Source organism: Labilibaculum manganireducens, from assembly GCF_963665805.2.
Taxonomy (GTDB): Bacteria; Bacteroidota; Bacteroidia; order Bacteroidales; family Marinifilaceae; genus Labilibaculum; species Labilibaculum manganireducens.
This window is the reverse complement of the sequence record NZ_CAXXEE010000003.1, coordinates 5,093,120-5,109,703: the sequence shown is the minus strand read 5'-3', so window position 1 is coordinate 5,109,703 and position 16,584 is coordinate 5,093,120. Positions and strand designations below refer to the sequence as shown.

Here is a 16,584-nt window from a genome sequence, read left to right as displayed (position 1 = left end):
TTATCTAAATTTGGACAACAAAAAAAAACGTGTAAATGGCTACTTTTCTCTTCGATAAAATTATTTTCGGTCCTGTAAAAAGCAGAAGACTTGGGGTTTCATTAGGTATTAATTTATTGCCTAACGATTGCAAACTCTGCAGTTTTAATTGTATTTATTGTGAATGTGGTTGGAATCCGGATCACTATGAACAAAAAATTAACTTTCATCCTAAAGATCAGGTGAAAGAGAGTCTATTCGAGAAACTGAGCCTGATGAAGGCCAATAATGAAGATCTGGATGTGATTACCTTTGCAGGAAACGGAGAACCAACACTTCATCCGGAATTTAGCGAAATCATTAATTACACGATCGAGGTTAGAAATCAAGTATTTCCACAGGCAAGAATCGCTGTTCTTTCTAATTCATCGATGATTCACAAAAAATCGGTATTTGAAGCTCTAAATAAGGTAGATGATAACATTTTAAAACTGGATGGCGGAACAGAAGAAACCATAATCAATTTAGATCAGCCAGTTGGAAAGTTCAATCTAAATAATACGGTTGAACTTCTTTCAAAATTTGATGGCAATTTAATAATTCAAACCCTTTTTATCAGAGGAGAATACGAAGGTAAAATTATAGACAATACAACCAAAGAAGAAATAGAAGCCTGGTTGACGCACCTGCAAAAAATCCAACCTAAAGAGGTGATGATTTATACCATTTCGAGGGATACGCCAAGTGATAATCTGGAGAAAATATCAATGGAAGAATTGCAGCAAATTGCACAAAAAGTAGAGGATGCCGGATTTAAAACACAAATCAGCGGTTAATATTTTGTCTTTGTAAAACGATGAGGTTCTATCGGTTCCTGAAATTAATTTTTAATGCTCAATGGGAGCTGAGGTAAATTGCATAAAAAACATTTTATCCGCCAAAAGCCCAATAAAAGAGGAATTCTTGTTGTTGCAAAGTGAGATTTTTAACTTCATTATTACGTCTGCAAATATCTTTTGTTTCTCCATCCCAGAAGTTTTTTTACAATAATTGCTTATATCCATTTTTTATTTGCAATTACTCTCTAAAAGTATAACTTTAAGTTTATTACAAAATAAAACCTACGAGAAAACAATAAATCTATGTTTAAAACATCTATTAAAATAAGCTGTTTCATTCTTTTTTTCATGTCATCAGTGCTAACTTTTGGTTGTCAAAATAAGAAACCCTCAGCTGATAAAGTACCTGAGATGGCTCCGCAACAAAAGGAGTTTAAATCGGTTAAAACTTTGTTTTACAATGTGCCAAGCCCAATTGAAGTGACTGGTATTATCAAAAAAATGAACCTTCCCTATCAGCCCGATTTAATGAATCCGGTTTCCAATGCAGATAATTATTTATCACAAGCAGATGTGGCTGTCAACATTGGTATTTACGGTGCGGATTTAAGTTACATTCGGATTTATGAACAGTTTCAGGATGCAGCAAGATATTTAGCCGTAATCAAGAAATTTACACGCGAATTGGGCATTCCTGAAGAGCAGGAGAGAATTACTGCCCGAAGAATGGAAGAAAATATTGAAAACCAAGATTCTTTGCTTCAGATTATTACCGAAACTTTTACAAAATCGGACAGTTATCTGAAAGAAAATCAAAGAGGTGGTGTTGCTGCTTTAATTGTTTTTGGTGGATGGATTGAAACCTTATATCTGGCAACAAATATTGTTGATTTAAAAAACCCTCAAAAAGAAATGGTCAACTTAATTTCACAGCAAAAACATTCTGTGAAAAACTTAATTGGTTTACTAAATCAATATAGAGATAATTATAAAATAAATCAGATTCTGCCGGATTTAAAGAAACTGGATGCAAAATTTCAGGAAATATCACAAACTAAATCTTCTGCATCGAGCATTAAAACAAAAGACGGCAAAACAGTTATAAAAAATCAGGTTACTTTAACTGCCTCGAACGAAACAATCAGGGCGATAAAAGAAATTAACAACAAAATCAGAGAAACAATTACGGAATTATAGGATTGGGGAGCACTAAAAAGATTGGGATGAAAACGACTATAAAAACCATATTATTTATTTTTTACTTATTCGCGTTGCCAAATATTGTGGTTGCGCAGTGTAATGAATACACCAAAAAGGAATGCATTCCGAAACTTACGCCTTATACATTTAACGGGCAATTAAATAATGCGGTGTTATCGGAAGGTGAAACTGCTGAATTGCAGCTTACTTTTTATAAGGATCAGGAATATCGAATTTTGGTTGAAGGAGAAGAGAGCCTTGGTAAAATTCAATTTCAGCTTTTTGATACTGATTACAATTTATTGTATGATAATGCTGATGAAGATCACACCAACCTGTGGGATTTTATGGTTGAGAGTACCGATGATTTTGTAATTCGTGTTCTAGTCCCCGAAGATCAAAAAAAGGAGCGGATTGAAAGTGGCTGTGTTTCAATTTTAGTTGGTTTTAGAGCTTTTGGATCGAGAACCATTTTTAAATGATCATTTTCTGAGTCGAAACTTACGAAACAAAAAAAACCATCCCGCAAAAGATGGTTTTTTTTTCATTTCTATAGTTTCATCTATTATTTCAGCAAAAACTTAGCTGTCCCAATATGGTTTCCTTCAGCAAAAACATCTACTTTATATTCTCCTTCAATAAGACTTCCATCATTATCCCAGAATACAGCAACATCAAGCTGTTCCCCTTCGTAATCAATCTCACGTGTTGCAGAATAGCTAAGTTTAGTATTCTCAAAATCGAATAAAAGATTTTCCGGATTACCCAAAACAACTTCATCAGGTCGGGTAATGCGCACAAATAATGCTTTAACACCGGTTGATGCAGTTACATTCTTTTGAATCGTAAAATTAGTGACCAGTTTTTCCGTTTTGGAAATCTTTTTCACCTCTTTGCCTTTTCTATTTATAGGAGAACAAGCAAGATCCACTAACGAAAGAGTAGCCGCCTTACTAATTACCTCTTTCATTGTTTCAGTTGATTCCTCGAGTTTGGTATTACGATCTTTAACCCAATCGATCTGCTTTTTAACTCTTACATTTTCAGCAGTAAGCAATTGATTGCGTGTATTTAGAGAGTCGATTTGAACAATGTAATCTCTTAATACTCCTTTTAAAGTTCCTAACTCTTTTTTGTATTTATTAATTTCGAAATAAGAATTGTTTCGAAATACTTTCATTCGATCCAAAAGTTCATTTATCTTTTCCTGTTCCATTTTCAGCTGAACATTCAAAGTATCGTTACTTGTTTGCAGAGAATCGTAATCCTGAGAAAGTAATTTCAATTCGTTTTCCAAACTTATCTTCTCGGTAGTAATTTCGGAGATATAGCGCTTATTATCTCTATGTTCCATGTAATACATAACCGCTAAAATCACAAGAATTACCCCTAAAGTTGACAATACCCCAATATAAATGTTGTCTTTTTTACTTTTACCTTTAATCTCTGCCATAAAAACTCTACTTAATTAATTCGAACAAATTTACTTATCTTTTTTTTAATAGTATTCTCAAATTCATATTTGTTTGAGTACATGATGCTCATCAATAATGAATAGAATCAATGCATTGTAAAACCAAATACAATTGTCAATTGAACCACAGCAATAAACAAACCAAATTTCGAAATCTGAAATCACTAAACAAAATAACGGAGCTAACATCCTGTTAAAGAATGCGCCCCGTTACCAAACTAACCCTATAGTTTGTTTTTTATGAAGTAGATTTTTTCTACAGGATGTTACCCAATTTCACACCAAAATAGATTGTTCTTGGATTTAAAGGACCATATACGTAACTGGCATCACGAGACGGACCAAAATCAAAATCATCCTGAAAAGAATTGAAGATATTCTTCATCCCCAAATCAAACTGCAACTTCACATCACTGCCTAAATCAAAATGGTAAGAAAAATTGATTCCCAAATCCATGAAATGATCTGATTTCACTAAACTTTCCTGAATCTCATTTCCATATTTATCATCTCCTCCACTTAAGTGAATCAAATTCATTGGTCCGGTATATGATCCTGATAAGGTAGTAGTAAACTCATGAAGAGGTTTCCAGTTCATTGCAAAATAGCCATACTGCTCTGGTGTTCTCAAAATATCATCAGTAGTCGTATTGGCTGTATCCTCATCCTCTCCCTGATCCACAGCATCATCGTATTTACTGGATTGCAAAGTTAGTCCCATTTGGAAATCCAACTTATAGGACGGAGCCAGTTTACATTCAAAATTTACCCCCCGAACAACCGCTCCATTGGCATTTTTTCGAAGCATAACCATGTTTCCACTCGCATCTACCTCACTAAATTCGTTAAAGAAAGGATCAATTAACTGTGTATTAAACCCCTCTGCAAGAAAATAGGTCTGCATTTTACCAAAGGCTTTGGTGTAATCCCAGGATACAGTATAACTGTTTGATTTCTCTTCTGTTAAATCGTCAGCCAATTCGTGTGTGATTCTTCTGGCCGTTGAAGCTTCAATGTGTAAATCTTCATCGAAAATTTGCGGTGCTCTAAAACCTCTTGCATAACTAACCCGCAACTGCGATCCTTTAAAGACATCGAATAACACGTTAGCTCTGGGGCTAAATACTGTATTTGAATAATTGGAATTTTCAGCAGAATTTTTAATTTCATAGGAATCCATTCTTACTCCCAATAGAAATTTTACTGCCCCTAAATCCCATTTACTTTGAGCAAAAGCACCTATGGTATTTGATGTTTGATCGGCAATGTTGGTTGTTTTCACAAATTCATTATTTGTAAAATCATAATACCCCAATTTATCATCTTTCAGACTGTTGTAAACATTCTCCAATCCAAGAGTGATATCTGCAGGAGCGAAAAACAGATTATCAAACTTTGTAAAGAACTGAATTCCTGTTGAAACAGCTAAATCATCGGTTTGACCATAAGCACCATAATCAGGAATTGGTGTAGATAAGGCCGCACCATTTTCATCATAAATAGTGGCAGCTCCATAGTAACTATCCCTATCTATACTTTGTCCCGAAGCATAAACAGACAGTTTACTGATTCGATCCTGATTAAAATATTGATCCCAGGCCAAACTTCCTGAATTAATACGATGACTTACTTCTTCGGCAACAGTAGCTTCATGAGCCTTTAAATTCAGCTGATCTCCGCCTCTTCGGTACTCATCAACTACATGATATTCCAAAGTCAATTTGGCTAAATCTGAAAGACGATGATAAGCACGTAAACCGGCACTTATATTTTTCAATTTAACCATGTCGGAATAACCATCCTTATTCGCATCCCACTCGCCGCGCTGACGGTTCATCCCAAAAATAAATATCCCGCTGTTATGATCTTCAGAAACAACAGACGCATTAAAATCGGCAGTCATATCACTGGCAGCATCTCCACCACCATCAACACCAACACCTACAACTCCATATTTCACTCCTGCTTTAAATGTATTGGCAACAGGATCTTTTGTAATGATATTAATTGTACCGGCAATTGCATTCCCTCCAAAAAGAGCTGAACCACCTCCGCGTACAATCTCTACACGCTGAATCATACTTGCCGGAATGTGTTCCAACCCATATACTCCGGCCAATCCGCTGAAAATAGCTCTGCTGTTAATTAATATCTGCGTATATGGTCCTTCCAAACCATTCATTCTTACTTGCGAAAAACCACAATTGTTACAATTATTCTCTACACGCAAACCAGGAGAAAAAACCAAACCATCAGCCAGGTTTGCTGATGATGTTTGTTCCAGCAACTTAGTAGATATAGAATTTACTACAACAGGAGCATCTTTACGTTGAATTCTGTTTCGATCGGCCGTAACCACAACCTGATCCAAGCCAATAAAATCTTCTGCTATTTTAAATTCAAGAACAGAGTTCTTTCCTCCTTTTAGTTCCAATTCCTTCTTATCCAATTTGTATCCCACACAAGTGGCAATTACATGATAATGCCCCACAGGAACATTCTCAATTACAAATTCACCATCGAAATTTGTTACCGCTCCCATGCTCGATCCTTCGAGAGCAACGCTGGCATAAGGAATAGGTTTGCTGCTGTTACTGTCAATCACTTTGCCTTTTACACTGGAAGTAATATTTTCGGCCGAAACAGAAAATGCAAAACAAATCAGCATAGCAATGCTAATAGATATATGAGTTAGTACTCTCATTATTAGATGTATTTTTTTGATGTTTATTTTTGTTGATATACATAACACTCCCTCATACTTTCAACCAGTATCAGGAAACAGTTACATACTCTAATTTTAAATGGACCTTTTCAGGTAATAATAAAGGTGTTACAGGAAGGCAGGCGGAGCCCTGTTGTCAAGAAGAGAACTTATAATTCCTTTCTTAATAAAAAGGTGGTAAACATTACTGATTTCATAAGATTTTCCTATTAATGCAGCTATAAACAAAACTGACCCGAGCGAGAACAGGAAACTCGTAAATTGCTGCAATGAAAAACATTCATGAGAAGAATGATGATGATTTGCTGTTCCGTTAGAATTCCCTGATTTTTGATAGGGATGAGCATGAACAATTAAAGTTCCATCAACTTGCCTATGAACGTGCCAATTAAAAACAGCATTACCCGCCAACAAAATCATTGCCGGGAGCAGTATACTTACAATCGCTGTTTTTATTTTTCGAAAACCGTTCATTACCGAATTAAATTGGCATTAACATTACGGCTCAAAAGTAGAAAGTCGATATTTGTTTAACAATACCTATATGTTGGTATTCATTGACTCCAACCATGTTACTTAACATGTTTTTCATTAAGGAGATTGAAATACTCCTTTATAACATCCTCAGAAGCACCCAAATCGGAGTCCAAAACAGGCTTAGATTTTCTGATTCGGGAAATATAATCTTCCTTCGTGCATATCATCTCGTTCTGATACAAATACCAAAACTGAACGTACACCCACAAATCATTTCCGGGTCCAAATTGAGCGCGTAATTCATAAGCTTTTTCCGTTAGTTCTTCTATTTCTGAACCAAACCGGTAAAACATATTTTTAAAAGGAACAGGGTGCACACCGGTTTGCTTTGCCTCATCAAAACGGGAATCTCCAAATTCGATCAACTGCTGTATTTCTGTTTTCCCTTCAAATTGTGTGTCGGTAACCGGAAGTGATGGTATTTGCTGTAATAATTGAGAGTAAGAAATGGAAAGCTTATTTTCAACAACTTTTGCAAAATCCATAAGGTGATTTTTCAAAGAATCATTTGATGTGGTCGCTGCTAATTCTGAGCTGATGATATCATCTTCATTAAATTCATTCTCCCATTTCACAATCCGGTTTATTTCCTGAAGAATCATTCTGACAAATTGCCTGTTATCCGGTTGTGAATCGCAAACAATCATAAAATAATCCTGATACCTAACCATTCTTATCAGAACTCCGTCCAAAGTAAATTTTAAACTTCGTTTTAAGAATAAGCCTTTTTTATGCAGACAGAACCTGATTTCGGTCTTGGTTTTTGTTTTTTTTATCGCTGAAAAGGAAAGCAGCGATTGATAGGAAATGGCATACGTTTTAGAATTTGAATCTACTTTATCGCAGCATACAATCTCTGAGTCGCTTTTAATCTCTATTGTAACATGATTTAAAATTACAGCCCCCTGTTGAACTGCACTTTTCAGTATAGAAAGTAACAGGCGGTTTGTTGAGATCTTAAACTCCTTATCAATGTAAACAGCATCATCTGCTTCTGCAGTAAGAGTCGGTTCGTATTTTGAAATGTCCTTATCGCGAATACTTCCCGTAAATATTTTTTCCCATTTCGAAGTATTTCGTTTGACTTTTAAATATTCATCGGGTAAAATTAAATGAGGGAAGCGGTTGCGAAAAGCAAGAACCAATGGATGTGTACTTTCCGAAGTATCAACAATAGGGTGCAAAGATTCCTGAAAATCATTTTCGGTTAAAATGGCACATTTATATCCGTTAACAGCAGCAAAAAAAGCAAACAGAACTTCCTTTATACCAACACTTAGTATCACAAAATCGAATTGAGTGTTTGCTGCTGTTTCAAGAAATTTATCTCTTTTTAACACGGAATATTGTAAGGAGTCCTCCATTTTACTTTTATTAACTTATTTTTGTTTTGAATCTTTGTAATTTTGTTGCCTAATAATCAAATATCAAAACTAATCAATTTGAAAAAGATAGCTTTTTATATCCTTGTGGGATTTGCAATTTCAGCCCTATTATATTCTTGTGCACGAAAAGGAATGCCTACCGGAGGGCCTCTTGATCACACAGCTCCAAAGGTTACATTAACCAAGCCTCAAAACTACTCAACAAACTTTAAAGGTGGAAAAGTAGAAATTTTCTTTGATGAATTTGTTCAGCTAAAAGATATAAGTTCAAATTTCACAATTTCCCCACCACTAAAAAAGAAACCCTTGGTGAAATTAAAAGGTCGTTCTATCTACGTGAAGTTAGAAGAGAAACTTCGCGAAAACACAACCTATACTCTCGATTTTGGAAATGGCATTGCCGATAATAATGAAGGAAACCCTTTGGGAGAATACCAATTTGTTTTCTCAACAGGCAATCAGCTGGATTCGCTAAGCATTAAGGGAAAATTAGACAATTCCTTCAATCAATTACCGGTTGAAAAAGCGATGGTAATGGCTTACTTAAATACGAATGATTCTGTGCCCTTTACAGTAATTCCAAGTTATGTTGCTAAAACCGATTCGGCAGGTTATTTTCAGCTGAACAATTTGAGCAGCGGGGATTACAAGCTGTTTGCAATTGTTGATGGCAACCGCGATTTTCTTTACAATGGCCCGGGCGAAATGATCGGTTTCAGCAATGACTTAATTACGCCAAAAATGCATGCTTACGAACAATTGGACAGCATTAATGCCGACTCCGTTGTTGTAAAACAAATGATGACAACAGAACCTTCGAATATTTACCTTAGAATGTTTGATGAAGAAAATCCTCTTCAATACCTTACCACTTATAAAAGAGAGCGAAGAGAACAGATCTATTTTGAATTTAACTCGAAAAGAACCGATAGTCTTAAGATTGATTTTATTAATGTTGATGAAAATCCAAATTGGTTTTTACTTGATAAAAGTAAAACAAACGATACTCTTTCCTACTGGATTACCGATTCGACTATTTACCAAAGAGATACTCTTTTAGCTAAACTGGAATATTTAAAAACTGACTCGTTGGGTAAACTTGTAAGTTTTACCGATACTGTGAAATTAAATTATAAGGCTCCGAAAAAAGCAAAAGCTTCGAAGAATAAAAAGAAACAGGCAAAAATTAAAATTCCTACATATGGATTTAAATTGAACGCCAGTAGTTCGCAGGATTTAAATAAAGATGTAATTCTCGATTTTAATGAACCTCTTGCCGAAATCAATAAAGACAGTATTCACTTGTATCAACTTCAGGACACGATACTAATCCCTGTTGATTATAAAATAGAGCAGGATTCCGCAGCTATTCTTCGCTATCATGTTAAAATTGACTGGAAAGCAGAAACCCAATATAAGGTTGAGTTTGATTCAACCGCATTTCGCAATATTTATGGTTTGTACAGCGATAAATACAATGGGAAAATTACAACCCGGGAAGAAGAATATTACGGGAAAATATTATTGAATGTATCCAATGTAAAAAAACCACTGATTGTTCAACTATTAAAAAACAACAAAAGTGAAGGGATTGTTCAGGCAAAAAGGATTTATTCCGATCAAACTGTAATATTCGATTATTTAGCTCCTGACACCTATATCATTAAATTAATTGTTGATGAGAACGACAATGGTAAATGGGACACCGGTAATTACAAAGAAGGTCTTCAGCCTGAAATGGTTCATTACTTTAGAAAAGAAATTAAAGTCCGTTCGTATTTCGATGTAGAAGATCGTATTTATATTCCGGAAAATGGTCCGGAAATCAATTTCAATCAGCATTTAATAGAACTTGAGCAAAAAAGGCAGAAAAAGATTGAAAAAGCATTACTGAAAGATGCTGAAAATAATAAGAAGAAAACAAGAACCAAAAACAACAATTAGATATGTCAGTACTTCTGGAATTTGCTATTTTCCCAACCGACAAAGGCGATAGCGTAAGCAAACAAGTTAGTCAGGTTATTGAGTTGATCCGCGAAAGCGGTATTAGCTACCAACTAACAGCAATGGGAACGCTGATTGAGACCGATGCGTTACCGGAAGCTTTAGCACTTGTAAACCGCTGTTATGATGTTTTAGCAGAAGATTCAGAACGTGTTTATACTACTATGACAATCGATATTCAGAAGAACAAACACAATCGACTAAAAACCAAAGTAGAGGCCATCGAAAATAAGATTGGCAAGGTTAATAAGTAAGGAAAAAGGAACAAGTGTCAAGGAACAAGTGTCAAGGACCAAGGATTAAGTATCAAGAAAATTCACGAATGAAATTTTTAGCCTCACTTAAGTACCGTATTTTTTCAAAAAGAACAATTATGGTTCTGCTTTTGCTTGTGGGAACATTCGCTGTAAATGCGCAGTGTCTGGAAAACAACTTCGCATTTCAATCGGGCGAAAAATTAGTTTTCAGAGGCTACTACAACTGGGGATTTATTTGGGTTGCTGCGGGTGAAGTCGAACTGTCTGTAAAAAAAGACCTGTTTCAAAATAAAGAGGTGTTCAAAATAAAAGGAGAAGGCCGAAACACAAAAGCATTTGACTGGTTTTTTAAGCTTAGAGATACATTAACCTGCTATGCCGACGCTAAAACTCTTGCTCCACTCTACTTCGACAGACGGACTCATGAGGCTAAATACGATGCACATCATGAGTATTGGTTCGATTACAAATCGAATCAGATTAGATCGCAAATTCAGAAACGCGATAAGCCTGTAAAGCTAGATACGCTAAAAAACAAGCCATGCACTTTCGATATTTTATCGGTTGCCTACTATGTGCGGAATCTCGATTTCTCGAAATACAAAAAAGGCGATAAAATTCCGATTTCGATGCTGATCGATAACGAAATTCACTCCCTCTATATTCGCTACCGCGGATTGGAAACCATCAAGGCAAATTCGGGCGAACGTTTCGAATGCCTAAAATTCTCGCCCCTTTTGGTTGAAGGCACCATGTTTAAAGGTGGCGAAGACATGACCGTTTGGCTAAGCAACGACGACAACCGCATTCCAATTATGGTGGAAGCAAAAGTATTGGTTGGCAGCGTTAAGGGAATTCTGGAAAGCTACGACGGTCTGCGAAACACCAAAAATTCTTTCTTCAAGAATAACAAGGGGAATCTGGATATTGCGGAGTAAAAAGCTAGAGGGGAATTGAAAGACGCTAGCTGAACAATTGCTAAAATAAGACAATGAAAAATGTTATTTTAAACTTGCTACATTGCCAATATACTATTGGTGGCACTGATAATTTTATTACCCGTTGCAAGCTTTCTGGAGATAAATAGTTTACTGGACTTCATGACTACTAATACAGGTTTGTCCATAAGAAGTGTATTATCTGTGTTAACAGCGATTCTATGGATATATTGTATTTATTTGTGGGCTAAATTTGATAAAAATATGGTGCGATTTGTACTTATACTATTTTTGACAGCTTTCTATTTGATATTCTACTTTAAAAGAGCTTTGAAAGAAGGATGGATTTAAGGTTTTCTATCTTCACACCCACCTAGCACAAGTCTATAATTTACAATATTGGTAAAAATGCAAAACCACTAAACTTCATCATGCAAAAAACAACTTTTCCCGTTTGGTTAGAAGATATTTGCACCAAATTAGGTGACAACTCTTCACAAATACCCCCTTTTGTTCAAAACAAGCTACTTACTCAATGGAAATCATCCCAATAGAGAAAAGCTATGGAACTCTTGATATTGCGGAGTAAGATTTTTTCTGACCGGTTCCCGGACTAGTAGTAGTCCGATTGATGGACAAGTAGTGGTCCGACTGCTGGACTAGTACTAGTCCCATTACCGGAGCAGTAGTGGTCCGATTTATTGCAAAGACTTTAAGACAAAATCTTCCGCTGCTTTTTCAAGATAAATACCTGCGTTTTTTATAGAATCATCTGTGCTTGCAGCATATTTGCTTACTTCGGACAGGTAATCTATATTCATTTCTTTTACTCTTGCCTCATCCAAATCAAGCAATCCGCAAAAAATTGCCAGTTTTTGATCAGTAACGGAATCCAATACGCCACGGATTACTTTTCCCGAGAAGGTCTGCTCATCCAATTTTCCTTCTCCGGTAATTATCCAACCGGCACCTTTAATGAGTGCATCAAAATTGGCCTCTTTCTTAATTAAATCGATACCCGGATTCAAGGCTGCATTTAAAAACAGAATGCACCCGGCGCCCAATCCTCCTGCTGCGCCTGCACCACTTATTTGTTGTAAATCGAGTTCGGATTGTTTTTTAACCACTTCGTTAAAATGCTGTAAACCGGTATCCAATTCCAGCACCATTTTGGGTGTTGCTCCTTTTTGCGGAGAATAGATATAAGCCGCTCCATTTTCTCCATAAAGTGGATTATCAACATCGCAGGCCACTTCGAACATTACCTCTTTTAATCTTGGATGCACGGCTGAATCATCAATAGAATAAAGTTGAATTAAATCCTGACCGGCACCTTTCAATTCACAATTATTTTTATCGAAAAAAGCATAACCCAACGCCCGTGCCATGCCCAAGCCGGCATCGTTGGTTGCACTTCCTCCAATACCCAAAATAATGTGTTCTGCACCTTTGTCAAGAGCATCTTTAATTAATTCGCCGGTTCCGTAAGTGCTTGTCTGCATCGGATTTGCCTCATCGCCTTGCAGCAAACGAATTCCCGAAGCTTCTGCCATCTCAATGTAAGCAGTCTTCTTCTTTTCAGAATACAAATAGAAGGCATTAATTTTTCGATGCAGTGGATCGTAAGCCTCGATGGAGTTCATTTCTCCTTCCAGATAAAAGTTCAGAACTTCAATCGTACCATCACCACCATCGGCCAACGGTAGTTTGATGATCTCAACATCAGAAGTGTGTTTTCTGATCCCTCTCTCAACAGCATCACAAAATTCCATTCCGGTGAGAGAGCCTTTGAATTTATCCGGAGCTAAAATAATTTTTGTCATCATTGGTAAGTTAGCTTAAAATCAGGAGGATTTTAACTTACTATTACTGGCAATAGATCGTTAGATTTTAGATGTGAGATATTAGATCGATTTGCAGTGTGCTTATTTTCAGATCTTTATATTGAAACGACCATAAAGCAAATCATTTTGACAGTCAAATGCTTACAAAAACTTAACGAACTATTGAAAATAATTCTTTTAGATTTATAATCAAAACCTATCCTGACAGAATCGGCTTGATTACAGTTAGAGCGTAACCAGCCTGGGATTTTAACGGCTGCATTATTTCATCGAAATGTAAAAAAGAAGCTTACTGTTTATCTATTTTAATCTCAAAAAGTTTAGGCCATCTTTTACCGGTAACAAACAAACGATTAGTAATAGAATCCCAGGCAATTCCATTCAATACCTCATCTCCCTCTATCAATATTTTTTTGTCGGCTAATTTTAAAATCTTACCTAAATTTAAATTTCCTTCCACTCTTCCCGTTTCCGGATTTATAATCACAATGCGGTCCGTAAGCCAAACATTGGCATAAATTTTTCCATTTATATATTCCAATTCATTCAAATTGGTTACCATTCCGGAATTATCATACACTTCAATTATTCTCTTCCTGCTATAATTGTCAGCATCAAGAACTGTCAGCACATTTGTCCCATCCGAAAGAATCAACTCATTGTTAGCTGATGTAATTCCCCAGCCCTGATTATTGGACGTGTTGGGTTCAAAAGTATCCTCCTGTTCAAAAGTTACTGGATCAACAACAAAAACTTTTTTTGCATTCCAGGTCAATTGAATAATTTTACCCTTGGAAAATGTGATGCCTTCCCCAAAATATTCCTGCTCTAAATTCTTAACCGAAAGTGCCTCACCATTTTCAAGTTTTACCTTTCGCAAAGTAGATTCGCCTCTTTGCCCTGTTCCCTCGTATAGAAATCCTTCATGATAAAACAATCCCTGGGTATAAGCACCTCTGTCGTGGGGAAACTCATTAATTATTTCATATGAATATTCAACAGGAGGGATATTCGTTTTCAGATTTACAAATGTGGAAACAATACCAATTGTCCCGTCTTCATGATAAGCCATCACCTTCAGGTCGTGTTTCCCCATTTTTTGATCCTCAGGAACCCATTTCACAATCCATGGCTCATCAGTCAAACTTCCAATTAAAGTCTCATCAGCCCAAAACTGAACAGAATCAATTCCGGCCGCTCTGTTTCTGGGGGTCATTTCTATTTCAACATTTCCTCTCATGGTATATAAATCACCCCGATGCGGTTGTTTTAAGCGCAAACTATTAACAATCACTGTCGTTTTTTCTGTCTGCTCATCAAAGCTTTTATCGGTAAACTTATTATTGTTTACACTCTTGCCATTGCACGAGACTAACAGCAAAAAACAAACAAGCGATAAAAAAGAGTGAGTATTCATGGTAATTCTTTTAGGATAAAACGATCAGTGAAAACAACAATTAGTTTTAGTAGTACGAGCTTTAAAATTAGCTAAAAAATAAAAAAACTGCCCTGATCGGTCAGGACAGTTTGTATTATTTTAAGATTTCCCATTCATAACCGTCTTTGGTATCTTTTACAACAATGCCCAAATTGGTCAATTCATCTCTTATTTTATCAGCAGTAGCCCAGTCTTTATTCTTTTTGGCCTCGTCGCGGGTCGAAAGCAGCAAACGGACAACCTTATCGAGTATCTCGTTATCCCCTCCCGTTTCACCTTCATCTTTCAAGCCCAACACATCAAACACCAAATTGTGATACAAATCCTTTAAAACAGAAAGATCAGAAGCAGTAATCGTTTCCTTTCCAACAGCCAATGAATTGATCATCTTCACACCATCAAACAAATGAGCAATTAATACCGGTGTATTAAAATCGTCATTTAATGCCTCGTAACACTTCGCTTTTAATTCCTCTACTGAATTGGAAGAAGAAGCCGATGCTTGTATTTTATCTATCGTTGCAACAGCTGTCATCAAACGTTTAAAACCTTTTTCTGCTGCCTGAAGCGCATCGTTTGAGAAATCCAAAGGACTGCGGTAATGAGCCTGCAACATGAAAAAGCGAACCGTCATCGGGCTGTATGCCTGTTCCAGCACATCATTCTCTCCTGAAAACATAGAAGATAAATTCACAAAGTTTCCCAATGATTTACCCATCTTCTGACCATTGATGGTGATCATGTTGTTATGCATCCAGTATTTTACAGCTTCGTGACCATTCGATCCTGTCGATTGAGCAATCTCACATTCGTGATGCGGAAATTGCAGATCCAATCCACCTCCGTGGATATCAAATTTAGCACCCAGGTATTTCTGACTCATTGCGGAACATTCCAGATGCCAGCCAGGAAATCCATCACTCCATTTCGAAGGCCAGCGCATAATGTGCTCCGGACTTGCTTTTTTCCAAAGTGCAAAGTCGAAACTATTTTTCTTTTCGCTCTGTCCATCCAAATCTCGGGTATTCGAAAGCAGTTCTTCTATTTTTCTACCTGATAACTTGCCGTAATCATATTTTTTGCTGTATGCTTCTACATCAAAATAGACAGAACCTTCACTCTCATAGGCAAATCCATTTGCAAACAATTTATCAATCACTTCCATTTGCTCAATAATATGTCCTGATGCACGAGGCTCGATACTTGGCTTCAATACATTCAAATCTTGCATATCATTGTGATAGCGATCGGTAAAAAACTGCACTATTTCCATTGGCTCCAGTTGTTCCAAACGAGCCTTTTTGGCAATTTTATCTTCGCCCTCATCTGCATCATTCACCAAATGCCCTACATCGGTAATGTTTCTAACGTAGCGTACTTTGTATCCAAGATGCATTAAGTAACGAAAAACCAAATCGAATGTGATTGCTGGCCGGGCATGACCCAAATGCGCATCACCATATACCGTAGGACCGCATACATACAGCCCAACATGGGGAGCATTAATGGGTTCAAACAATTCTTTTTTACGATTTAGAGTATTATAAATGAACAACTTATTTTCCATAACTGTAATATAATCGAAATTCTATTGGGAGTGTAAAATTATAAAAAATTATTGCTCGCCATAAAATATCTTGCGAATAACTTTAGAATTCTGATAGATAGGCACCATTTCATCCTAATTTTGAACTTCCCGAAGAAGTAGATTCCGAAAAAACTCCTTTCAACTCAAAAGTTTGGGCTTAAAATCAACAATAAAACAGTAAGTTCAATCATAATCCACTCTTTTTATTGTCTATATAGATTCCTTCACTATCTTTGTGACATAAAATATTCTTTCCAATATCCTTAATTGCGATTACCGTCATCAGCAATGGTTACTTTAAAACATTCACCTTCCTCATTGAATGTAAGGGAAAATCAACAAAAAGGAAATAACAACAAGAATTATATAGAGATTA

The 16,584-nt window shown here is 36.2% G+C and carries 13 protein-coding genes; 6 read left to right on the top strand and 7 right to left on the bottom strand.

Translation table 11 applies throughout. The features are described from left to right. Positions 1-35 precede the first annotated feature (35 nt). From ACHZAX_RS20320 to ACHZAX_RS20310, 3 genes are all read left to right on the top strand, one after another. Positions 36-815: a radical SAM protein gene (locus tag ACHZAX_RS20320; RefSeq protein WP_101310482.1), complete on the top strand. Its 780-nt coding sequence runs from the start codon at positions 36-38 to the stop codon at positions 813-815. A gap of 351 nt (positions 816-1,166) precedes the next feature. Beyond that, positions 1,167-2,015: a hypothetical protein gene (locus ACHZAX_RS20315; RefSeq protein ID WP_320020344.1), complete on the top strand. Its 849-nt coding sequence runs from the start codon at positions 1,167-1,169 to the stop codon at positions 2,013-2,015. 26 nt (positions 2,016-2,041) lie between these two features. Beyond that, entirely contained in the window at positions 2,042-2,500 is a 459-nt protein-coding gene (locus ACHZAX_RS20310; protein WP_320020343.1) for a hypothetical protein, read from the top strand. Between the two features lie 83 nt (positions 2,501-2,583). On the opposite strand, the gene ACHZAX_RS20305 is transcribed toward ACHZAX_RS20310, so the two are convergent. From ACHZAX_RS20305 to ACHZAX_RS20290, 4 genes are all read right to left on the bottom strand, one after another. Further along, a complete protein-coding gene (locus tag ACHZAX_RS20305; protein WP_101310478.1) occupies positions 2,584-3,471 on the bottom strand; it encodes a coiled-coil domain-containing protein in 888 nt (295 codons plus the stop codon). Positions 3,472-3,748: 277 nt separating this feature from the next. Continuing rightward, complete coding sequence (locus ACHZAX_RS20300; RefSeq protein WP_320020342.1) at positions 3,749-6,196, bottom strand: TonB-dependent receptor; 2,448 nt, start codon at positions 6,194-6,196, stop codon at positions 3,749-3,751. A 129-nt stretch (positions 6,197-6,325) separates the two neighbouring features. Next, positions 6,326-6,691: a hypothetical protein gene (locus tag ACHZAX_RS20295; RefSeq protein WP_320020341.1), complete on the bottom strand. Its 366-nt coding sequence runs from the start codon at positions 6,689-6,691 to the stop codon at positions 6,326-6,328. A gap of 98 nt (positions 6,692-6,789) precedes the next feature. After that, positions 6,790-8,118, bottom strand: coding sequence for a hypothetical protein (locus tag ACHZAX_RS20290; protein WP_320020340.1), 1,329 nt, complete (start codon positions 8,116-8,118; stop codon positions 6,790-6,792). Positions 8,119-8,196: 78 nt separating this feature from the next. Here ACHZAX_RS20290 and ACHZAX_RS20285 point away from each other — a divergent pair, with 78 nt between their 5' ends. The 3 genes from ACHZAX_RS20285 (at position 8,197) to ACHZAX_RS20275 (ending at position 11,338) form a co-directional block, all read left to right on the top strand. Continuing rightward, positions 8,197-10,083, top strand: a complete 1,887-nt coding sequence (locus tag ACHZAX_RS20285; protein ID WP_320020339.1) for an Ig-like domain-containing domain — start codon at positions 8,197-8,199, stop codon at positions 10,081-10,083. Between the two features lie 2 nt (positions 10,084-10,085). Continuing rightward, complete coding sequence (locus ACHZAX_RS20280) at positions 10,086-10,397, top strand: MTH1187 family thiamine-binding protein (protein ID WP_101310473.1); 312 nt, start codon at positions 10,086-10,088, stop codon at positions 10,395-10,397. Between the two features lie 68 nt (positions 10,398-10,465). Then, complete coding sequence (locus ACHZAX_RS20275; RefSeq protein ID WP_101310472.1) at positions 10,466-11,338, top strand: DUF3108 domain-containing protein; 873 nt, start codon at positions 10,466-10,468, stop codon at positions 11,336-11,338. Positions 11,339-12,036: 698 nt separating this feature from the next. On the opposite strand, the gene ACHZAX_RS20270 is transcribed toward ACHZAX_RS20275, so the two are convergent. The 3 genes from ACHZAX_RS20270 to cysS all read right to left on the bottom strand — a co-directional run bounded on the left by ACHZAX_RS20270 (position 12,037) and on the right by cysS (position 16,187). Then, on the bottom strand, positions 12,037-13,164 hold the full coding sequence (locus ACHZAX_RS20270; protein WP_320020338.1) for a glycerate kinase: 1,128 nt from the start codon (positions 13,162-13,164) through the stop codon (positions 12,037-12,039). Positions 13,165-13,471: 307 nt separating this feature from the next. After that, positions 13,472-14,599, bottom strand: a complete 1,128-nt coding sequence (locus ACHZAX_RS20265; RefSeq protein ID WP_320020337.1) for a glutaminyl-peptide cyclotransferase — start codon at positions 14,597-14,599, stop codon at positions 13,472-13,474. A gap of 115 nt (positions 14,600-14,714) precedes the next feature. After that, positions 14,715-16,187 carry a cysteine--tRNA ligase gene (gene cysS / locus ACHZAX_RS20260; protein WP_320020336.1) on the bottom strand — a complete coding sequence of 491 codons (1,473 nt, stop codon included), beginning with the start codon at positions 16,185-16,187 and terminating at the stop codon, positions 14,715-14,717. Between the last annotated feature and the right edge of the window lie 397 nt (positions 16,188-16,584).

Excerpts from the sequence above, each read along its gene's own strand:
- ACHZAX_RS20320 (WP_101310482.1), top strand. The coding sequence starts at position 36 with ATGGCTACTTTTCTCTTCGATAAAATTATTTTCGGTCCTGTAAAAAGC.
- ACHZAX_RS20315 (WP_320020344.1), top strand. The coding sequence starts at position 1,167 with ATGTCATCAGTGCTAACTTTTGGTTGTCAAAATAAGAAACCCTCAGCT.
- ACHZAX_RS20310 (WP_320020343.1), top strand. The coding sequence starts at position 2,042 with ATGAAAACGACTATAAAAACCATATTATTTATTTTTTACTTATTCGCG.
- ACHZAX_RS20305 (WP_101310478.1), bottom strand. The coding sequence starts at position 3,471 with ATGGCAGAGATTAAAGGTAAAAGTAAAAAAGACAACATTTATATTGGG.
- ACHZAX_RS20300 (WP_320020342.1), bottom strand. The coding sequence starts at position 6,196 with ATGAGAGTACTAACTCATATATCTATTAGCATTGCTATGCTGATTTGT.
- ACHZAX_RS20295 (WP_320020341.1), bottom strand. The coding sequence starts at position 6,691 with ATGAACGGTTTTCGAAAAATAAAAACAGCGATTGTAAGTATACTGCTC.
- ACHZAX_RS20290 (WP_320020340.1), bottom strand. The coding sequence starts at position 8,118 with ATGGAGGACTCCTTACAATATTCCGTGTTAAAAAGAGATAAATTTCTT.
- ACHZAX_RS20280 (WP_101310473.1), top strand. The coding sequence starts at position 10,086 with ATGTCAGTACTTCTGGAATTTGCTATTTTCCCAACCGACAAAGGCGAT.
- ACHZAX_RS20275 (WP_101310472.1), top strand. The coding sequence starts at position 10,466 with ATGAAATTTTTAGCCTCACTTAAGTACCGTATTTTTTCAAAAAGAACA.
- ACHZAX_RS20270 (WP_320020338.1), bottom strand. The coding sequence starts at position 13,164 with ATGATGACAAAAATTATTTTAGCTCCGGATAAATTCAAAGGCTCTCTC.
- ACHZAX_RS20265 (WP_320020337.1), bottom strand. The coding sequence starts at position 14,599 with ATGAATACTCACTCTTTTTTATCGCTTGTTTGTTTTTTGCTGTTAGTC.
- cysS (WP_320020336.1), bottom strand. The coding sequence starts at position 16,187 with ATGGAAAATAAGTTGTTCATTTATAATACTCTAAATCGTAAAAAAGAA.